The sequence below is a fragment of the Aeromicrobium sp. CF3.5 genome (assembly GCF_051262695.1).
Lineage (GTDB): Bacteria > Actinomycetota > Actinomycetes > Propionibacteriales > Nocardioidaceae > Aeromicrobium.
Genome location: NZ_JBIMEZ010000006.1, coordinates 51,100 through 68,384, shown reverse-complemented (window position 1 = coordinate 68,384; position 17,285 = coordinate 51,100). Strand labels below are relative to the sequence as shown.

The 17,285-nt window shown below is 66.7% G+C and carries 12 protein-coding genes; 5 read left to right on the top strand and 7 right to left on the bottom strand.

Annotated features, from left to right (window positions below; genetic code table 11):
- The first annotated feature begins 197 nt into the window (after positions 1–197).
- On the top strand, positions 198–1,778 hold the full coding sequence (locus ACHAA3_RS12065) for a CRTAC1 family protein (RefSeq protein ID WP_435709267.1): 1,581 nt from the start codon (positions 198–200) through the stop codon (positions 1,776–1,778).
- The gene (locus ACHAA3_RS12060; protein ID WP_435709266.1) at positions 1,775–2,809 is read left to right on the top strand and encodes a hypothetical protein; all 1,035 of its coding nucleotides are present in this window, start codon (positions 1,775–1,777) and stop codon (positions 2,807–2,809) included. Before ACHAA3_RS12065 ends, ACHAA3_RS12060 begins: the two co-directional genes overlap by 4 nt.
- Before the next feature lie 34 nt (positions 2,810–2,843).
- Here the strand turns inward: ACHAA3_RS12060 and ACHAA3_RS12055 are convergent, their stop codons facing one another.
- Genes ACHAA3_RS12055 through ACHAA3_RS12045 form a run of 3 tightly spaced genes read right to left on the bottom strand, consistent with a single transcriptional unit; the run spans position 2,844 to position 5,534 of the window.
- Positions 2,844–3,371: a DUF2505 domain-containing protein gene (locus ACHAA3_RS12055; protein WP_435709265.1), complete on the bottom strand. Its 528-nt coding sequence runs from the start codon at positions 3,369–3,371 to the stop codon at positions 2,844–2,846.
- Positions 3,372–3,393: 22 nt separating this feature from the next.
- Positions 3,394–5,007: an FAD-dependent oxidoreductase gene (locus ACHAA3_RS12050; RefSeq protein WP_435709264.1), complete on the bottom strand. Its 1,614-nt coding sequence runs from the start codon at positions 5,005–5,007 to the stop codon at positions 3,394–3,396.
- Complete coding sequence (locus ACHAA3_RS12045) at positions 5,004–5,534, bottom strand: DUF5987 family protein (protein ID WP_435709263.1); 531 nt, start codon at positions 5,532–5,534, stop codon at positions 5,004–5,006. Before ACHAA3_RS12045 ends, ACHAA3_RS12050 begins: the two co-directional genes overlap by 4 nt.
- A gap of 286 nt (positions 5,535–5,820) precedes the next feature.
- Here ACHAA3_RS12045 and ACHAA3_RS12040 point away from each other — a divergent pair, with 286 nt between their 5' ends.
- From ACHAA3_RS12040 to ilvA, 3 genes are all read left to right on the top strand, one after another.
- Entirely contained in the window at positions 5,821–6,645 is an 825-nt protein-coding gene (locus ACHAA3_RS12040) for a maleylpyruvate isomerase family mycothiol-dependent enzyme (protein WP_435709262.1), read from the top strand.
- Entirely contained in the window at positions 6,555–7,439 is an 885-nt protein-coding gene (locus ACHAA3_RS12035) for a thioesterase II family protein (RefSeq protein WP_435709261.1), read from the top strand. The genes ACHAA3_RS12040 and ACHAA3_RS12035 overlap by 91 nt, the downstream gene beginning before the upstream one ends.
- Before the next feature lie 201 nt (positions 7,440–7,640).
- The gene (ilvA, locus tag ACHAA3_RS12030) at positions 7,641–8,897 is read left to right on the top strand and encodes a threonine ammonia-lyase IlvA (protein WP_435709260.1); all 1,257 of its coding nucleotides are present in this window, start codon (positions 7,641–7,643) and stop codon (positions 8,895–8,897) included.
- Between the two features lie 84 nt (positions 8,898–8,981).
- Here the strand turns inward: ilvA and ACHAA3_RS12025 are convergent, their stop codons facing one another.
- From ACHAA3_RS12025 to gltB, 4 genes are all read right to left on the bottom strand, one after another.
- Positions 8,982–9,566 (bottom strand): DapH/DapD/GlmU-related protein, encoded by a 585-nt coding sequence (locus ACHAA3_RS12025; protein WP_435709259.1) that lies wholly within the window; start codon positions 9,564–9,566, stop codon positions 8,982–8,984.
- A 101-nt stretch (positions 9,567–9,667) separates the two neighbouring features.
- Entirely contained in the window at positions 9,668–11,122 is a 1,455-nt protein-coding gene (gene pyk / locus ACHAA3_RS12020; RefSeq protein WP_435709258.1) for a pyruvate kinase, read from the bottom strand.
- 77 nt (positions 11,123–11,199) lie between these two features.
- Positions 11,200–12,678 carry a glutamate synthase subunit beta gene (locus ACHAA3_RS12015; RefSeq protein ID WP_435709257.1) on the bottom strand — a complete coding sequence of 493 codons (1,479 nt, stop codon included), beginning with the start codon at positions 12,676–12,678 and terminating at the stop codon, positions 11,200–11,202.
- Positions 12,671–17,266, bottom strand: coding sequence for a glutamate synthase large subunit (gltB, locus tag ACHAA3_RS12010; protein ID WP_435709256.1), 4,596 nt, complete (start codon positions 17,264–17,266; stop codon positions 12,671–12,673). Before gltB ends, ACHAA3_RS12015 begins: the two co-directional genes overlap by 8 nt.
- Positions 17,267–17,285 lie beyond the last annotated feature (19 nt).

Here is a 17,285-nt window from a genome sequence, read left to right as displayed (position 1 = left end):
TGCAGTTCGATCGAAAGCTCCTTCCTGCGCCCCAGAGCAACCAGCGCGAGCGACCAGTGGCGCCAGACCTCGAGAACATCCAGGCGTGGATCTCAGCTGTCGGTGCTTCAGTCGGTTCCATGGATCTGCGCGGCCAGGGTCACGCCGGCGACGCCTGCATGACCGATCCTCGAGACGACAGCCTCAAGGTTTTTTCCGTGCCTGGAAGCTCGGGAGCGCCGTTGGAGTCCTTCGAACTTCGCCCTGACGGTCTGAGCTACGACGACACGATGGCACCAATGGGCTGCGTCCCGAGCGACATCAACCAGGACGGCGCCACGGACATCATCGCCTACTACTGGGGTCGTTCCCCGGTGCTCTTCCTCAATCAGCGACAGCCGGGCGAGGGCTCACCGAAACGTGCCGACTTCGAACCGCACGAACTGGTCTCGCCGATGGCGATATGGAACACGACTGCCGTCAACGTCGCCGACGTCGACGGCAACGGGGTTCTCGACATCTACGTCGGCAACTACTTCCCCGACGGGGCACGAGTGCTCGATCCTGCAGCAAACAGCGACCCTCGGATGGCCATGCAGCACAGCATGGGCAAGGCGCGGAACGCAGGAATAGATCGGCTGTTCCTGGGCAGCGCTGTCGAGTCTCCTGGCGAGATGCCTGAGTTCACCGACACCAGCACCGCCATCCCGTTGGAAGCTGCAGATTCCTGGACTCTGGCCATCGGGTTCCAGGACATGACCGGCGACGGCCGACCGGAGGCATATATCGCCAACGACTTCGGACCCGACCAGCTGCTCGTCAACCGGTCGACACCGGGCACCGTTCGACTCGAGGTGGTACGAGATCAAAGGTCGCTGACAGAGCGGCGTTCCACTGCGCTAGGTCACGGGTCCTTCAAGGGCATGGGCGTCGCATACTCATACGACGAGGGCGAGGAGTTGCCTCGAATCTTTGTCAGCAACATCACGACCCCGTGGGGCCTGCAGGAATCCAATTTCGCCTTCTACCCGGACGGGGATCGCGACGATCTGCTCAGAGGCCGGGTTCCTTTCAGCGATCGCTCAGCGCAAACAGGTATCGCGCACTCCGGGTGGGCCTGGGACATCAAGGCCGTCGACTTTCTCAACGAAGGCCAGGACGACCTTCTGCAGGCCACCGGGTTCATCAAGGGCGATCGCAACGTGTGGCCACGTCTGCAGGAGATGGCCATGGGGAACGACCTCATTCTCCAGAACCCGGAAGCCTGGTTGCGCATCGAGGCGGGCGACGACGTCTCCGGCCACGAGCCGAACCGGTTGTGGCGCGAGATGGACGACCAGTGGGTCGACATCGGCGGGCGCGTCGGATTTGACGAGGAGGTCTCTCGTGGTTTCGCCGTGGCCGACGTCAACGGGGACGGTCGGCGCGACTTTCTGGTGGCGAACCAGTGGGAGGATTCATTCGCCTATCTCAACACTGCTCAGACCGACCACAGACGGTTCAGTCTCCGAGTCGTGACCCCTGGCGTCGGCGGACAGCCTCGTTCAATGATCGGCGCGACGGTCGTGATCAACGGCGACGACGGTTACAGCCGCCAGGCCCAGGTCTACCCGGCGAACGGCCACTCGGGAGTCACCGACGACATCGTGCACTTCGGCATCCCCGAGGACCACCGCGACGACGCATTCACCGCCACCGTGACGTGGCGAGATGACGCCAAACTGCACACACGCACGTTCGACCTCGACGACGTCGTCGATCCCGACGAGCCCACCACGACCTTGGAGGTCCGGCCATGACCACGCTCCACCCCCCAGCGACCAACAAGCCAGAACCCGGATCTCCTGCGCCCGACGACGAGACTTCGAGCCGCGACGTCGACGCTCCCTCCGCCGCCATTGCCTCGCCCAGCGAACTACCCCCGTCGCCGGACCCCTTGGTAATCCGCCGGAAGGCGCTGCTGCGTTTTGCGATGTCGATCACCGCGCTCACGGTCATTGGTCACGCGGTGCTCGGCTTCGAGCAACCGCCGATCGTGCCGATCGTCGCAGTTGCCCTCAGCTACGCCCTCAACGTGATCTTCGAGGCCATCGACGCCTGGGCTTGGGGCAGAACTCCGGAGTACGCAGGTGGCGGGAGCAACTTCTTCTACTTCTTGCTACCCGCCCACATCGCTGCGCTCGCCTGCGCGCTGCTGCTGTACACCAGCGTCATCTGGCCGTATCTGCTCGCAGTCACGGTCGCTGCATCGTCGAAGTATCTGTTCCGGGTCACAGTTCGTGGCCGCCGCAAGCACTTCCTGAACCCCTCGAACACCGGCATCGCCGTGACGCTGCTGCTGACCCCGCTGGTGGGCTTCACCCCGCCTTACATGTTTCTCAACAACACCGACGGGCCGGTTGACGTCCTGATACCACTCGGCGTCCTGATGCTGGGCACGATGCTCAACACCAAACTCACCCACCGACTACCACTCATCTTGGCGTGGGTCGGCGGCTACGTGCTGCAGGGAGTCGTGCGATCTCTCCTGTTCGACGACCCTGTCCTCTCGGTGCTGGGTTCGATGACGGGTGTGGCCTTCATCCTCTTCACCAACTACATGATCACTGACCCCGGAACGACACCAATGTCTACCCGCGGCCAGATCGTGTTCGGCCTGACGACGGCGACGATCTACGGCCTCCTCATCACCACTCAGGTCGCCTACGCCATCTTCTTCGCCTTGGTGATCACCTGCGCGCTGCGGGGCGCGGTGATCTACTTCGCTCCTCGGCTGAAGCGGGTCCGCTCGGCCGGTACCTCAGCGGTCCCCGCACCGGCAACGCACTGAGGTCCTCGCCCGGGCGGCGAGGACCTCCTCGCCGTCAGGGTGCGTGGAGGTTCTGGCGGGCTGACGCTTCGCCTCCGGCGAGCCTGCGCTCCAGCAGGTCGAACTCGATGGTGATCGTCTCGATCACCGAGGCCGAAGCGGCTTCGGTGATCCGGTTGCGAAAGAGGGGGACGGTTGCTTCGAGCTCACCTCGCCAGGCCAACCTCGTCCCGGTCTCGACGCTGTGCAGCCGCGCCGAGCCGCGCAGGCGGACCGGGGCACCTTCGATGTCGAGAAGGAACTCCGCATCCCTGGACCGATCGGCCTGTGGTTCATCCCAACGCTCGGTCTCCACGACTGTCATCGACGGCTTCACCAGCGCCTTGACGAACTCCGGCATGCCGCCCGTAGCGACCCGGCGCCGCGTAACGACGACCAGGCGGCCGTCGACAGTCTCGGTCGTCATGGAGTGCGCAAGGGCCGACAATGCTTCGGCCTTCGCTGTCTGGAGGACGGGATCAATCAACGCGCCGTGAACATCATCGGGCGCTGCGTCAAATGTCCGTTCGATCTCGATCAACATGCGGTCTCCTGGTGCGGTGTGGTCACGACCGGGGCAGAGTGCCGCGGTAGTGGACATCCGCGCCCCGCTTGCGGAGGCGGCGAATGACGTGTGGTGCGGCCCGCTCTGCCAGGGCCGCGATCGTGTTCGACGGGTTGACAGTCAATGCCGTCGGCACCGCTGAACCGTCGATCACGAAGATTCCCTCGTGCCCGCGCAGCTCGTGCGTATCATCGAGCGCGCTGGTGGCAGGGTCGTCTCCGATCCGGCATGAGGACAGCGGGTGCACGGTATACGCCCCGACCAGGTCATTGGACCACGGCGTCACGGTACCGAAGCCCGGTTCCTCGACGACGCTGCGCACGAACTCGTCGGCCTCGGCCCAGGCGTTGCGCGTGCTGGGCCGCGGACGGTACCGCAAAGTTCCGCGACCAAGGAGCTGCTGACTGAGGCGTACGGCGTTGCCAGTGGGAGGAGGGGCGCCGAACACGCCCTCGTTGTCATCCTCGATCAGCTGGAACAACATGAGCCACGACTGCCACTTCTCGAGCATGTGCTTCTTCTCGAGCCCGAACCAGCCGGGACCGGTCGCCTCAGCGCGCGAAGCCTGCGCCAGGATCGTGCCCAACCCGGGCGGGAAATACAGCTGCTCGACGGAGTAACGGGTGAACTCAGGACGGTGTGCGTCGAGGAAGTCCCACATGGAGACCACCGGGCCGCGGCCGACCTGGAACGACCGGTAGGGCGAGTCTCCGGCGTCAAGGCCAAGTTCCGAGCCCAACCGGTCCTCATCGAGAACCGCAACGTTGATGCGTTCGCCATTTCCCGAGAAGTACCGACCGACCGCGTGTGGGAGGTTCCCACCCAACCGTTCGCGCGAGCGTTGCAGAATCGTCGGGGTCGCTCCGGCCCCAGCCGCGACCACCACGACCTTGCAGTTGATCTGGCCCCGGCCCGTGTGCTCGCGATAGTCAACAGGGTCCACGACCGTGTACTCGACCGTGTAGTCGTCCGTGCCGGTCCGGGTGATCAACTGCACCTCGTGGAGCGGGCGGATCTCAGTTCCCGCACGCTCCGCGCCCGGCAGGTAGTTCAGGAGCATCGACTGCTTGGCGTCCTCCCGACACCCGGCCATCATCCAGTTGCAGCTCGTGCATCGCGACGTGTCGACGCCCGAGGGCAGCGGATTGGCGGTGTGGCCCGCGTGGTTGCACATCGAGGCCCACGCACCACCCGGGTAGCTGACGTCGTCCCACCCGTGGGAGGTGATGGGCAGCGCCTGCGCCACCCGGTCGTACCACTGGTCAAGTGTGCTCCGCTGAATCGAGGAGGGCCACAGTCGACGATTCAGGGATCCGCGACGCTCGAAGATGAATGAGGGCACACGCGGCATCGCTGCGAAATAGACGACGCTGCCGCCCCCCACGCAGTTGCCCGCCAACACGCTCATTCCGTCGCCGGCGGTGAAGTCGAAGATGCGTGTGCTCGAGCTGCCGAACTGGAAGCTCTGTTGGAACTCCGCAGCGGTGAGGCGTGGACCTCGCTCCAGCACGACCACACTGGCCCCGGCTTCAGCCAGGTGGAAGGCCGTGATTGCTCCGCCGAAGCCCGAGCCGATCACCACGACATCGACCGTCTCTTCCTGCTGAGTGGTCATGGCAGATTCCCGTTCTCGTCAGTAGCCGGGTGGAGCGTTGCCATGGGGCGCCCGTACGTGGCCGGGTCGAATTCCCACACTCCGTTGTCGTCGGGTCGGGCAAAACCGATCGCCAGCAAACCCGGATGGTCTTCGGCCAACGCCATGGCTGTGTCGAGGTGGGGCGCGGAGTCGAAAGCCATGTACGAGAACAGCGCCAGCAGGAACCAGAAGTCCCTCAGCGTTGCGCCGGGCGCCGTCAATGACGCGACCAGCTCGCGCCGGGACGGGTAGTCGAGATCGGCAAAGGCTGTGCCGTCGACGGCCACGACCAGACCACGCTCACTGGCGACGTCCTGAGCATGCTGGTCCAGCAGGTCAGCCATGTCGCCGACACCGTCCTCGATTCCCGTGGCGGGGTCCTGAAGCACCAGCAGTGCCCCAGCGTCCACCGCCCCAGGCGTGGTGGAGACACCCGCGATCGCTCGGTCCTCCGGGTACCGCTTGCACCCGGGAATCACGGTGTCGGCGAAAGCCTCAAGTGTCATGGTCTGGAACTCGGTGAGCACGGCGTCCCTTTCGTCGCTGGATCGGCCCTGGCGCCCAGATTCGTGTCCATCGAAGGCTATGTGTCTGGCCAACGCACGACACCTCGTGTCGTGCCATATCCGAAGCTCTAGCCTTCTCGTCGCGTGCGGTCCCCAGAACGCCCCCGGCGATTCCTTCCCGGACCGCAGGACAGCTGGCAGATCTCTGCCACAAGTACGTCAGACTCCTGACGCCCCGTCCTTGCTAGATGTGTGGAAGACACCTCTCACCCATCCGAGGAGCGACATGCCCGCACTCACCCCCGCCACCATCAGCCCCCTCTCTGCGCTCCGAGAGGAGGTCGAGGCCATCTCGGCACTTCTCGACGACATCGGCGGCGAGGACTGGAGCACCGAGACACCAGCCGAGGGGTGGACGGTGCAACATCAGGTGGCTCATCTGATCAGCGTCTACACCCTCGCTGGCCGGGCCGCGTCAGATCCCGACGGCTTCCGCACCTTCTTGACCCATCTGAGTTCTGACTTCGGCGGCAACGTCGCGGCGGCGATGGAACCCATGCTCACGAAGTCTCCGGACGAGCTGGTCGCGATGTGGGCCGCCACGTCAGCGGAGACCGTCGCGGCGCTCGATACGCTGCCCGGCAACCAGATGGTGCCGTGGCTGGTGAACGACATTCCCGCAGCCGTGCTCGCGATGGCCGGTACGACCGAAGCCTTCGCACACGGACAGGACATCCGCGATGCATTCCGAACCCTGCGCACCCGCACCGATCATGTCCGGATGATCTGCGAATTCGCCTTCCACACCCGCACCTTCGGATGGCTGGGCCGTGGCGAGGAGCCCGCCGAACTCGCTCTGCGCCTCGAAGTCGAAGCGCCGAGCGGCGACCTGTGGGTCATCGGTGATCCCGACGGTGCCGACATCGTCACCGGCGACGCGTGGGACCTGGCCTTGCTGGTGACTCGGCGGCGCCACCTCGACGATCTCAAGGTGCGCGGCAGTTCACAGATGGCTCGCGAATGGCTGACTGTGGCCCAGGCCTACCGCGGGGCCGCTGGTGTGGATCGTCGTCCCGGCCAGTTTTCGGATCACGTCGACGTCGAGGCCTGAAGTCCTTGACGTCAGCGCCCGAGGAACGGCCGCCGATCACCATCGTCGGTTTCCCCCCAGCCGGTGTCGGCGCATCCTTCTTCGTACCGGTCAATCGTTCGGGCGTCCCCGTGCGAGGCCACGACTTGCCCGGTCGGGAGAGTCGTATCTCTGAACTTGCCTGCAGCCACCTCGCCTGCGCGATCGAGGACGCGCTGCGCTTCGTGGAGGAAGTCGCGCTGCAACAATCACGATCCGACGGCGGACTGGTGCTCGTCGGGCACAGCTTCGGGGCGGTGATTGCGTGGCAGGTGGCTGCCGAGCTGACCGAGACGGCGAGTTTGCACCAGCAGCTCGCCGTTGTGGTCAGCGGCGCACCGTCGCCCGCACGCCACCGGGTGCCCCTCGCTCACCTGCCGGACGCTGCGCTCGTCTCGACTGTGGCCCGGCTGACCGGATACTCCCATCCTGCGTACGACGATCCCCACCTACGGTCCATGCTATTGCCGGCGCTCCGCGCGGATCTGGCCTGCCTGGCGATGCCACCTCGACCGCGCCGACCCCTTGACGCCTCCATCCGGCTCATCCGCGGATCTGAGGACCCTGTGGTCGGTCCCCATGACGCTCAGGGGTGGTTGACGACGTCACGGCATCCGGTCCGCGAAGTGATCGTTCCCGGCGGACACATGCATCCAGTCAGCCACCCTTCGCCCTACGCGGCGGTCCTGTCCGAGGTCGTCGACGAGCTGCGTCAGACACTCCCCCCGGTGGTCATTGCCGACCGACGTGAGGACCCGATGAACGCCCTGCGGTAGTGCTGCATGGCAGCGAGCCTCTGATCACCTCGTCGAGCGTCCACTCGCCGTCCGGTGAGCCGGTCGCCGGCCCGTGCCAGCTGACGTCGAGATCGTTGCCCCCGATCGCACCACGAGGTCGTTCGAACGGACGTGCAGGTTCGAGCCTCGCACCACGGACCCCAGAGCTGACGACACGTCGCCATTGAATACCGTGGCAGCATGACTGACTCCGCGCCGGCGACCGCCTCCGACGTGGAGTCAGCCGCCGGACGACTGGCCGGCATCGTCGCTCGCACCCCCTTGGAGCGCAACACCTACTGGTCGTCTGTCACCGGGTACGAGGTGTGGCTGAAGCGAGAGGATCTCCAGCCGGTCCGGTCCTACAAGATCCGTGGCGCGTACAACTTCATCGTCCAGCTCGACGAGGCAACCCGGGCCCGCGGCGTCGTGTGTGCCAGCGCCGGCAATCACGCCCAGGGCGTTGCGATGGCCTGCGAGAAGCTGAAGGTGCGGGGTCGCATCTTCGTCCCGGGGACCACTCCGCGGCAGAAGCGCGACCGGATCGCCGCGATCGGCTCCAACCAGGTCGAGGTGATCGTGGTCGGTGACTCCTACGACGACGCCGCTGCCGCCGCGGACGCCGACGCGGCCGACACCGGGGCTGTTCTCGTCCCTGCCTTCGACCACCCGCGCACGATCGCCGGCCAGGGGACCATCGCGCTCGAGATCGTCGATCAGCTGGGCCGCGCGCCCGACGCCATGGTCGTCCCGGTGGGCGGGGGCGGCCTGATCAGCGGATCCTGTGCGTGGCTCGGAGAACGGCATCCGGGCACGAGGATCATCGGCGCCGAGCCGCTGGAGGCGGCCTCCATGGCAGCCGCACTCGCCGCAGGAAAACCCGTGCGCCTGGAGCACACCGATCCGTTCGTCGACGGCGCCGCCGTCGCACGGGTGGGTCGGCACACCTTCGCCCTGGTCGAGGGCTCCGGCATCGAGCTGCGCACCGTCAGCGACGGGCGCCTGTGCACCGAGATGCTGCGGCTGTACCAGTCGGACGGCATCATCGCCGAGCCGGCGGGCGCCCTGGCCACCGCGGCGCTCGACGTCCCGCTCGACCTGGCGCCCGGCTCGACGGTCGTGTGTGTCGTGTCCGGTGGCAACAACGACATCAGCCGCTACGGCGAGATCATCGAGCGCTCCCTGATCGATCAGGGACTCAAGCACTACTTCTTGGTCAACTTCCCGCAGGAGCCCGGTGCCCTGCGGCGTTTCCTGGACGAGGTGCTGGGCCCCGACGACGACATCACGCTGTTCGACTACGTCAAGCGGAACAACCGCGAGGCGGGGCCGGCGCTCATCGGGATCGAGCTCGCGAACCCCGACGACCTCCACGCACTGATGAGCCGGTTCGCCGACAGCCCGCTCGGGGTGGAACGCGTCGAACCCGGCAGCCCGATGTTCCACTACCTTCTCTGAGCCCGAGAACGAGCCGTTCCTCCCGAGCCTTTGCGACGCCCATGCCCGTCTCGCGATGCCGCAGTGGCACGGGTCGGGCCCGAATTACGTCGTTGAGGCGTCGAATCCGGTCATGCGGACGAGTGTGGCTGGCACACCGGCGACTATCGCGTTCGCTGGCACATCCTTCGTCACCACGGCACCCGCGCCCACGATCGCGCCGTCGCCGATCCTCACTCCTGGGACGACTGTCACTGCAGCTCCAAGCCACACGTGACGGCCGATCACAACGGGTGCCGGAATCATGTCTGCGCGCCGGTCGGGGTCGATCCCATGGTTGAGCGTCGTCAGGGTGCTGCCATGACCGATGAGCGTGCCGTCGCCGATCGTGATGCCGCCGGTGTCCTGGAAGCGGCAGCCGATGTTGATGAAAACATCCTTGCCGAGCGTCAGGTTCTTGTCAAACTCGCTGTAGAACGGTGGAAAGACCGCGACCGACTCGTCGACAGGCTTGCCGGTGAGTCGACCCATCAGTGTCCGCAGCTCCTCGGGTGTGCGGTATCCCGTGTTCATCTCAGCAACCGTGCGCAGCGCCTCCTGCGCGGCGGCATGCATGAACGCGTGAGGCTCTGAGCCGCCCTCGATCGGTGCGCCGCGATTCACGTGATCCAAGAATTCGTGCAGCTCCATCGTCCGATCCTGCCACTCCACGACATGTGCGGGGTGGGTCTCGGCCGCATCGTGTACGCCGGTGACGAGTCGACCCAGCAGCGAGGTGCCAACCGGCAGACTCAGCGGTCGTTGACGTCCTCGTACGCCGGCACGACCTTGTTGATCGCATCGCCCATGTTGTGCACGCGCAGGGCGTTGGTCGAGCCCGGGATGCCGGGAGGTGAACCGGCCACGATGACGACGCGGTCGCCGGGTTCGCACTTCTCGATGGCGAGCAGGGCCTTGTCGACCTGCATGACCATCTGGTCGGTGTACTTCACCTCGGGGACCAGGAAGGTCTCGATCCCCCACGTGAGTGCCAGCTGGTTGCGGGTCAGCTCGTCGGGGGTGAACGCCACCACGGGAATGTGCGAGCGGTACCGGGCCATGCGTCGCGCGGAGTCACCCGTGGTGGTGAACGCCACGGTCATGCGGGCGTCGACGGCCTCCGCGACCTGGCTGGCGCCGCGACAGATGATGCCGGTGGTGGTCTTGGGCGTCCAGGTGAAGGCGGCCATGCGGGGCATGCCGTGATCCTCGGTGGATGCCACGATCCGGGACATGATGCGCACCGTCTGCACCGGGAACTCCCCCACGCTCGTCTCGCCGGAGAGCATCACGGCATCGGCCCCGTCGAGGACGGCGTTGGCGACGTCGGACGCCTCGGCCCGGGTGGGGCGGGGAGAGGAGATCATCGACTCGAGCATCTGGGTGGCCACGATGACCGGCTTGGCATTGCGGCGTGCCTTCTCGATGATCAGCTTCTGCACGATCGGGACGTCCTCGAGCGGCAGCTCGACCCCCAGATCACCGCGGGCCACCATGACGCCGTCGAAGGCGTCCATGATCGCGTCGAGGTTCTCGACGGCCTGCGGCTTCTCGATCTTGGCGATGATGGGGCGGTGCACGCCCTCCTCGGCCATGATGGCGCGAACGTCGTCGGCGTCCTCCGCGTCGCGCACGAAGGACAAGGCGACGAAGTCGACCTCGGCCTGCAGCGCCCAGCGCAGGTCGTCGATGTCCTTCTCGCTCATCGCGGGAACGCTGACGTTCACGCCGGGCAGGTTGATGCCCTTGTTGTTGCTGACCGCTCCGGGCACCTCCACGACACAGGTGACGTCGTTGCTGGTCACCTGCGTGGCGCGCAGACGCACACGACCGTCGTCGATGAGGATCTCGTCGCCGGGACTGACGTCGCCGGTCAGACCCGTGTACGTCGTGGAGCACCGATGCTCATCACCGACGACGTCGTCGACGGTGATGATGAACTCGTCGCCGGTGCCCAGGTGGTGCGGACCGTTGGCGAACCGCCCGAGGCGGATCTTGGGGCCCTGCAGATCTGCGAGTGTCGCGATCGCCTTGCCGGTGGTTGCGGCGGCGGCCCTCACCCACTCGAGATTCTGCACATGGTCGGCTCGGTCGCCGTGGCTCATGTTGAGTCGAGCGACATCCATGCCGGCCAGGGCCAGCTCGAGGATGCGCTCGGAGGAATTGGTGGACGGTCCCAGAGTGCAGACGATCTTTGCTCTACGCACGAGGTCCACCGTAGCCGCGCCGGGCTGTTACCCGCGAGTCAATTTTGTGGTTTCGCGCAACTTATTTGGTGGACCGGTCAGGCAGTCAACGGGCGATCGTTCGGTCCGACCGGCCTGGGCAGGTTGGTCGAGCCCGACAGGTACGCGTCGACCCCGGCCGCAGCCGAACGCCCCTCGGCGATGGCCCACACGATCAGCGACTGACCACGACCGGCATCGCCGGCCACGAACACGCCGGGGACGCTGCTCATGTACGCCTTGTCCCGCTTGACGTTTCCGCGGTCGTCGAGCTCCACACCGAGCTGCTCGACCACTCCCTCGGGCTCGGGGCCGGTGAAGCCCATCGCGAACAGCACGAGCTGGGCCGGGATCACCTTCTCGCTGCCCGGCACCTCCTCGAACTTTCCGTCCTTCATCTCCACCTCGCTGAGGCGCAGGCCCGAGACGTGTCCGTCGTCGTCGCCCACGAATTCCTTGGTCGACACCGCGTAGACCCGGTCGCCGCCCTCCTCGTGGGCCGAGGCGACGCGGTAGGTCATCGGGTAGGTCGGCCAGGGCTGGTGGTCCGGGCGGTCCTCGCCGGGCTGCGCCATGATCTCGAGGCTCGTGATCGACTTGGCCTTCTGCCGGATAGACGTCCCGAGGCAGTCCGCGCCGGTGTCACCGCCGCCGATGATGACGACGTCCTTGCCCTCGGCGGTGATCTGGTCCGAACCGTCCCTGGTCGCGTCCTCGCCGAGCGCCACCCGGTTGGCCTGGGGCAGGAACTCCATGGCCTGGTGGATGCCGGTGAACTCGCGACCCGGGGCCGGCAGGTCACGACGCACCGTGGAACCGATCGCGAGCACGACCGCGTCGTAACGGTCGCGCAGCTGCGATCCGGTGAGGGTCTCCCCCACCCGCACGCCCGTGCGGAACACGGTCCCCTCGCGAATCATCTGGTCGACGCGACGGTCGACCTGCTTCTTCTCCATCTTGAACTCGGGAATGCCGTAGCGCAGCAGCCCGCCGATCTTGTCGTCGCGCTCGTACACCGCGACGGTGTGTCCGGCGCGCGTCAGCTGCTGAGCCGTCGCGAGTCCCGCAGGCCCCGATCCGACGACCGCGACGGTCTTGCCGGTCAACCACTCCGGGGGCTCCGGCTTGACCTGACGGTCCTCCCAGCCCTTGTCGATGATCGAGACCTCGACGTTCTTGATCGTGACGGCGTCGCGGTTGATGCCGACGACGCAGGCGGTCTCGCACGGAGCCGGGCACAGGCGACCGGTGAACTCGGGGAAGTTGTTCGTGGCGTGCAGGCGATCGAGCGCCTCGTCCCACTCCTCGCGCCAGACGAGGTCGTTCCACTCCGGGATCAGGTTGCCCAGCGGGCAACCGCTGTGGCAGAACGGGATGCCACAGTCCATGCACCGGCCAGCCTGCTCGCTGATGATCGGCAGCAGGGCCCGGCCCGCCCCGCCGGGGTAGACCTCGTTCCAGTCGTTGACCCGTTCCTCGACCGGTCGCCGCTCAGCGGTCTCACGCGGCGTGGTGATGAATCCTCGGGGATCAGCCATTCTTGGCCACCTCCATCATGCGTTCGGTCGTGTCTTCCTCGGACAGGCCCTCAGCCTCGGCGGAGGCCTGCGCCTCCAGGACCAGGCGATAGTTCGTCGGCATGATCTCGGTGAATCGAGCCAGCGACTGCTCCCAGTTGCCGAGCAGCTGCTCGGCCACCGCCGACTCGGTCTCCTCGAAGTGCTTGCTGATCAAAGCCTTCAGCTCATCGCGAGCATCCGCAGCGAAGCCGCTTGCCTCCGGCCCCGCCAGGGGCCGCAGCTCAACCATGGCGGTGTTGACCAGGGACTCGTCGAGATCGAGCACGTACGCCTGACCACCACTCATGCCCGCGGCGATGTTGCGGCCGGTGCGGCCCAGGATCACCACGGTGCCGCCGGTCATGTACTCCAGCGCGTGGTCGCCCACGCCCTCGACGACCGCACTCGCACCGGAGTTGCGCACGCAGAACCGCTCGCCGACCTGACCGCGCAGGAAGATCTGCCCGGCCGTGGCGCCGAAGCCGATGACGTTGCCGGCCACGATCTGGGACTCGGCGGCGAAACCGGCGTCGCGGGGCGGTCGCACGATGATGCGTCCCCCGGACAGCCCCTTGCCGACGTAGTCGTTGCCGTCGCCCTCGAGCCGCAACGTGATGCCGCTGGGGACGAAGGCCCCGAACGACTGGCCCGCCGACCCCAGGAAGGTCAGGTCGATCGTGTTCTCGGGCAGCCCCTCACCCCGGTACCGCTTGGTCACCTCGTGGCCGAGCATGGTGCCGACCGTGCGGTTGACGTTGCGGATGTCCAGCTGGGCGCGCACGGGTTCACCACGCTCCAGAGCATCGGCGCTGAGCGCGATGAGCTCGACGTCGAGGGCCTTGTCCAGGCTGTGGTCCTGCGTGCTCGTCTGGTGCAGCGACGCACCCTCGGGCAGCTCGGGCACGTAGAAGATCGGCGATAGGTCGAGACCCTCGGCCTTCCAGTGATCGATCGCAGCGCGAGTGTCCAAGAGCTCCGCGTGGCCGATGGCCTCATCAAGCGTTCGAAAACCCAAGGCGGCGAGAAGTTCCCGCACCTCCTCGGCGATGTAGGTGAAGAAGTTGACCACGAACTCGGCCTGGCCGGAGTACTTCTCGCGCAGCATCTTGTTCTGGGTCGCGACCCCCACCGGGCAGGTGTCCAGGTGGCACACGCGCATCATGATGCAGCCGCTGACCACCAGGGGCGCCGTGGCGAAGCAGTACTCCTCGGCACCGAGCAGCGCGGCGATCACGACGTCGCGTCCCGTCTTGAGCTGACCGTCGGTCTGGACCACGATGCGATCGCGCAAGCCGTTGAGCAGCAAGGTTTGCTGGGTCTCGGCCAGGCCGAGCTCCCACGGGCCGCCGGCGTGCTTGAGCGACGTCAGCGGCGACGCTCCGGTACCGCCGTCGTGGCCGGAGACCAGCACGACGTCCGCCTTGGCCTTGGACACACCGGCCGCGACCGTGCCGACGCCGACCTCCGAGACGAGCTTGACGTGGATGCGCGCGGCCGGATTGGCGTTCTTCAGATCGTGGATGAGCTGCTTGAGGTCCTCGATCGAGTAGATGTCGTGGTGCGGCGGCGGGGAGATGAGTCCGACGCCAGGCGTGGAGTGACGGGTCTTGGCCACCCACGGGTACACCTTGGGGCCGGGCAGCTGGCCGCCCTCACCGGGCTTGGCGCCCTGGGCCATCTTGATCTGGATGTCGTCGGCGTTGGTCAGGTACTCCGACGTGACGCCGAAGCGGCCCGATGCGACCTGCTTGATCGCGGAGCGCCGTTCGGGGTCGTGCAGTCGCTCGGAGTCCTCGCCGCCCTCACCGGTGTTGGACTTGCCGCCGAGGCGGTTCATCGCGATCGCCAAGGTCTCGTGCGCCTCCTGGCTGATCGAGCCGTAGGACATCGCGCCGGTGGAGAAGCGCTTGACGATCGCCTCGACCGGCTCGACCTCCTCCAGCGGCACGGGCTCGCGCTGGCCCTCGGCTCCCTGCTCGTGCGGGAGTGCGAACAACCCGCGCAGGGTCATCAGTCGCTCGGACTGGTCGTCGACGCGCTGCGTGTACTGCTTGAAGACCTCGTAGGAGCCCGACCGGGTCGAGTGCTGCAGCCGGAACACGGTCTCGGGGTCGAACAGGTGCTCCGGTCCGCCGCGGCGCCACTGGTACTCGCCGCCGACCTCGAGCTGGCGGCGCTTGCCCGCGATCCCCCTGGTGGGGTAGGCCCGCTGGTGACGCGTCAGGACCTCGCGCGAGATCACGTCGAGACCGACGCCACCGAGCTTGGAGGCCGTCCCGGTGAAGTAGGAGTCGACCAGATCGTGGCTGAGGCCCACGGCCTCGAAGATCTGGGCACCGGTGTACGACGCGACGGTCGAGACGCCCATCTTGCTCATGACCTTGAGCACACCCTTGCCGAGTGCCGTGACGACGTTGCGCAACGCCTGGGCGGGTTCGACGCCCTCCACGAAGATGTGTTCGCGGGCGAGGTCCTCGGCCGACTCCAGGACCAGGTACGGATTGACCGCGGTGGCGCCGTAGCCGATCAGCAGGGCGACGTGGTGCACCTCGCGCACGTCGCCGGACTCGACGAGCAGGCCGGCCTGGCTGCGCAGCTTCTCGCGCACCATGTGGTGGTGCACGGCGCCGGTCAGCAGCAGCGACGGAATGGGTGCCAGATCGGCGTTGGAGTGGCGGTCGGACAGCACGATGATGCGCGCTCCGTCGCTGATCGCCTCGGACACCTCGGTGCAGATCTGCTCGAGGCGGCTCTTCAGGGCGTTCCCGCCACCGTTGATCTCGTACAGGCCGCGGACCACGTGCACCGCGAAGCCCGGCATGTCGCCGTCCTTGTTCATGTGCCGGATCTTGGCCAGCTCGTCGCTGTCGATCACCGGGAACGGCAGCTGCAGCATGCGGCACGACGCCGGACTCGGCGCCAGCAAATTCTCCTCCGGGCCGATCGTGCCGGCCAGCGAGGTCACGACCTCTTCGCGGATCGAGTCCAGCGGCGGATTGGTGACCTGCGCAAAGATCTGCGAGAAGTAGTCGAACAACGTGCGCGACTGGTCCGACAGTGCCGCGATGGGGGTGTCGGTGCCCATCGATCCGATCGCCTCGGCGCCGGCCCGAGCCATCGGCGCGACGAGCAGCCGCAACTCTTCCTCGGTGTAGCCGAAGACCTGCTGGCGACGCGTCACCGAGGCGTGCGTGTGAACGATGTGCTCGAGGTCCGGCAGGTCGTCGAAACGAACCAGACCCGAGTACAGCCACTCGTCGTAGGGCTTCTCGGCGGCGAGCTGACTCTTGATCTCCTCGTCCTCGATGATGCGGTGCTGGTCGAGGTCGAGCAGGAACATCCGACCGGGCTCGAGACGACCCTTGCGCGTGATGGTGGACTGGTCGAGGTCGAGCACGCCGGCCTCGGAGGCCAGCACGACCAGGCCGTCCTGGGTGACCCAGTACCGGCCGGGGCGCAGACCATTGCGGTCCAGCACGGCGCCGATCTGGGTACCGTCACTGAAACACACACCGGCGGGTCCGTCCCAGGGCTCCATGATCGAGCTGTGGAACTCATAGAACGCCCGGCGGGCCGGATCCATGTCGGCGTCGTTCTCCCACGCCTCGGGGATCATCATCATGATCGAGTGCGGCAGGCTGCGGCCGCCCAGGTGGAGCAGCTCGAGCACCTCATCGAGCGAGGCGGTGTCGCTGCCGAGCGGATCGCAGATCGGGTAGAGCCGCTGCAGGTCGCCGGGGATCAGATCGCTGGCCAGCGTCGCCTCGCGAGCGCGCATCCAGTTGCGGTTGCCCCGGGCGGTGTTGATCTCGCCATTGTGGGCCACGAACCGGAACGGGTGTGCCAGCGGCCAGCTGGGGAAGGTGTTGGTGGAGAACCGGCTGTGCACGATGGCGAGCGCTGACTCGATGCGCTCGTCGGCGAGATCGGGGAAGAACCCCTCGAGCTGCTCGGTGGTCAGCATGCCCTTGTAGATCAGGGTGCGGCACGACAGCGACGGGAAGTACACGCCAGTCTCGTGCTCGGAGCGCTTGCGCAGGCAGAAGGCCATGCGGTCGAGCTCGATGCCGGTGCGGGGTTCACCCGATGAGGCCACAAAGACCAGGGAGAACGACGGCATCGCACCGCGGGACATCGAACCCAGGATCTCGGGATTGACCGGCACGTCGCGCCAGCCGAGCACGTCGAGTCCCTCCTCGATTGCCAGGGCCTCGATCCGCAGTCGGGCCGCGGCCGCCTCACGCTCGTCGACCGGCAGGAAGGCCATGCCGGCCGCGTAGGTGCCGGCCGCGGGCAGCTCGATTTCCGCGTCGTCGCGGGCCACGCCACGCAGGAACCGGTCCGGGACCTGCAGCATGATGCCGGCACCGTCGCCGGTGTCAGGCTCGCCGCCCACGGCGCCGCGGTGATCGAGGTTGCGCAGAGCAGTCAGGCCCTTGAGCACGATGTCGTTGCTCGGCACGCCGGTGAGCGTCGCCACGAACGCCACGCCACACGCATCGTGCTCGTTGGCCGGGTCGTACAGACCCTGCGCGGCGGGCTGGGCCGAGAACTTCGGTGCAGACATCGGGGCCTCTTTCAGTCGT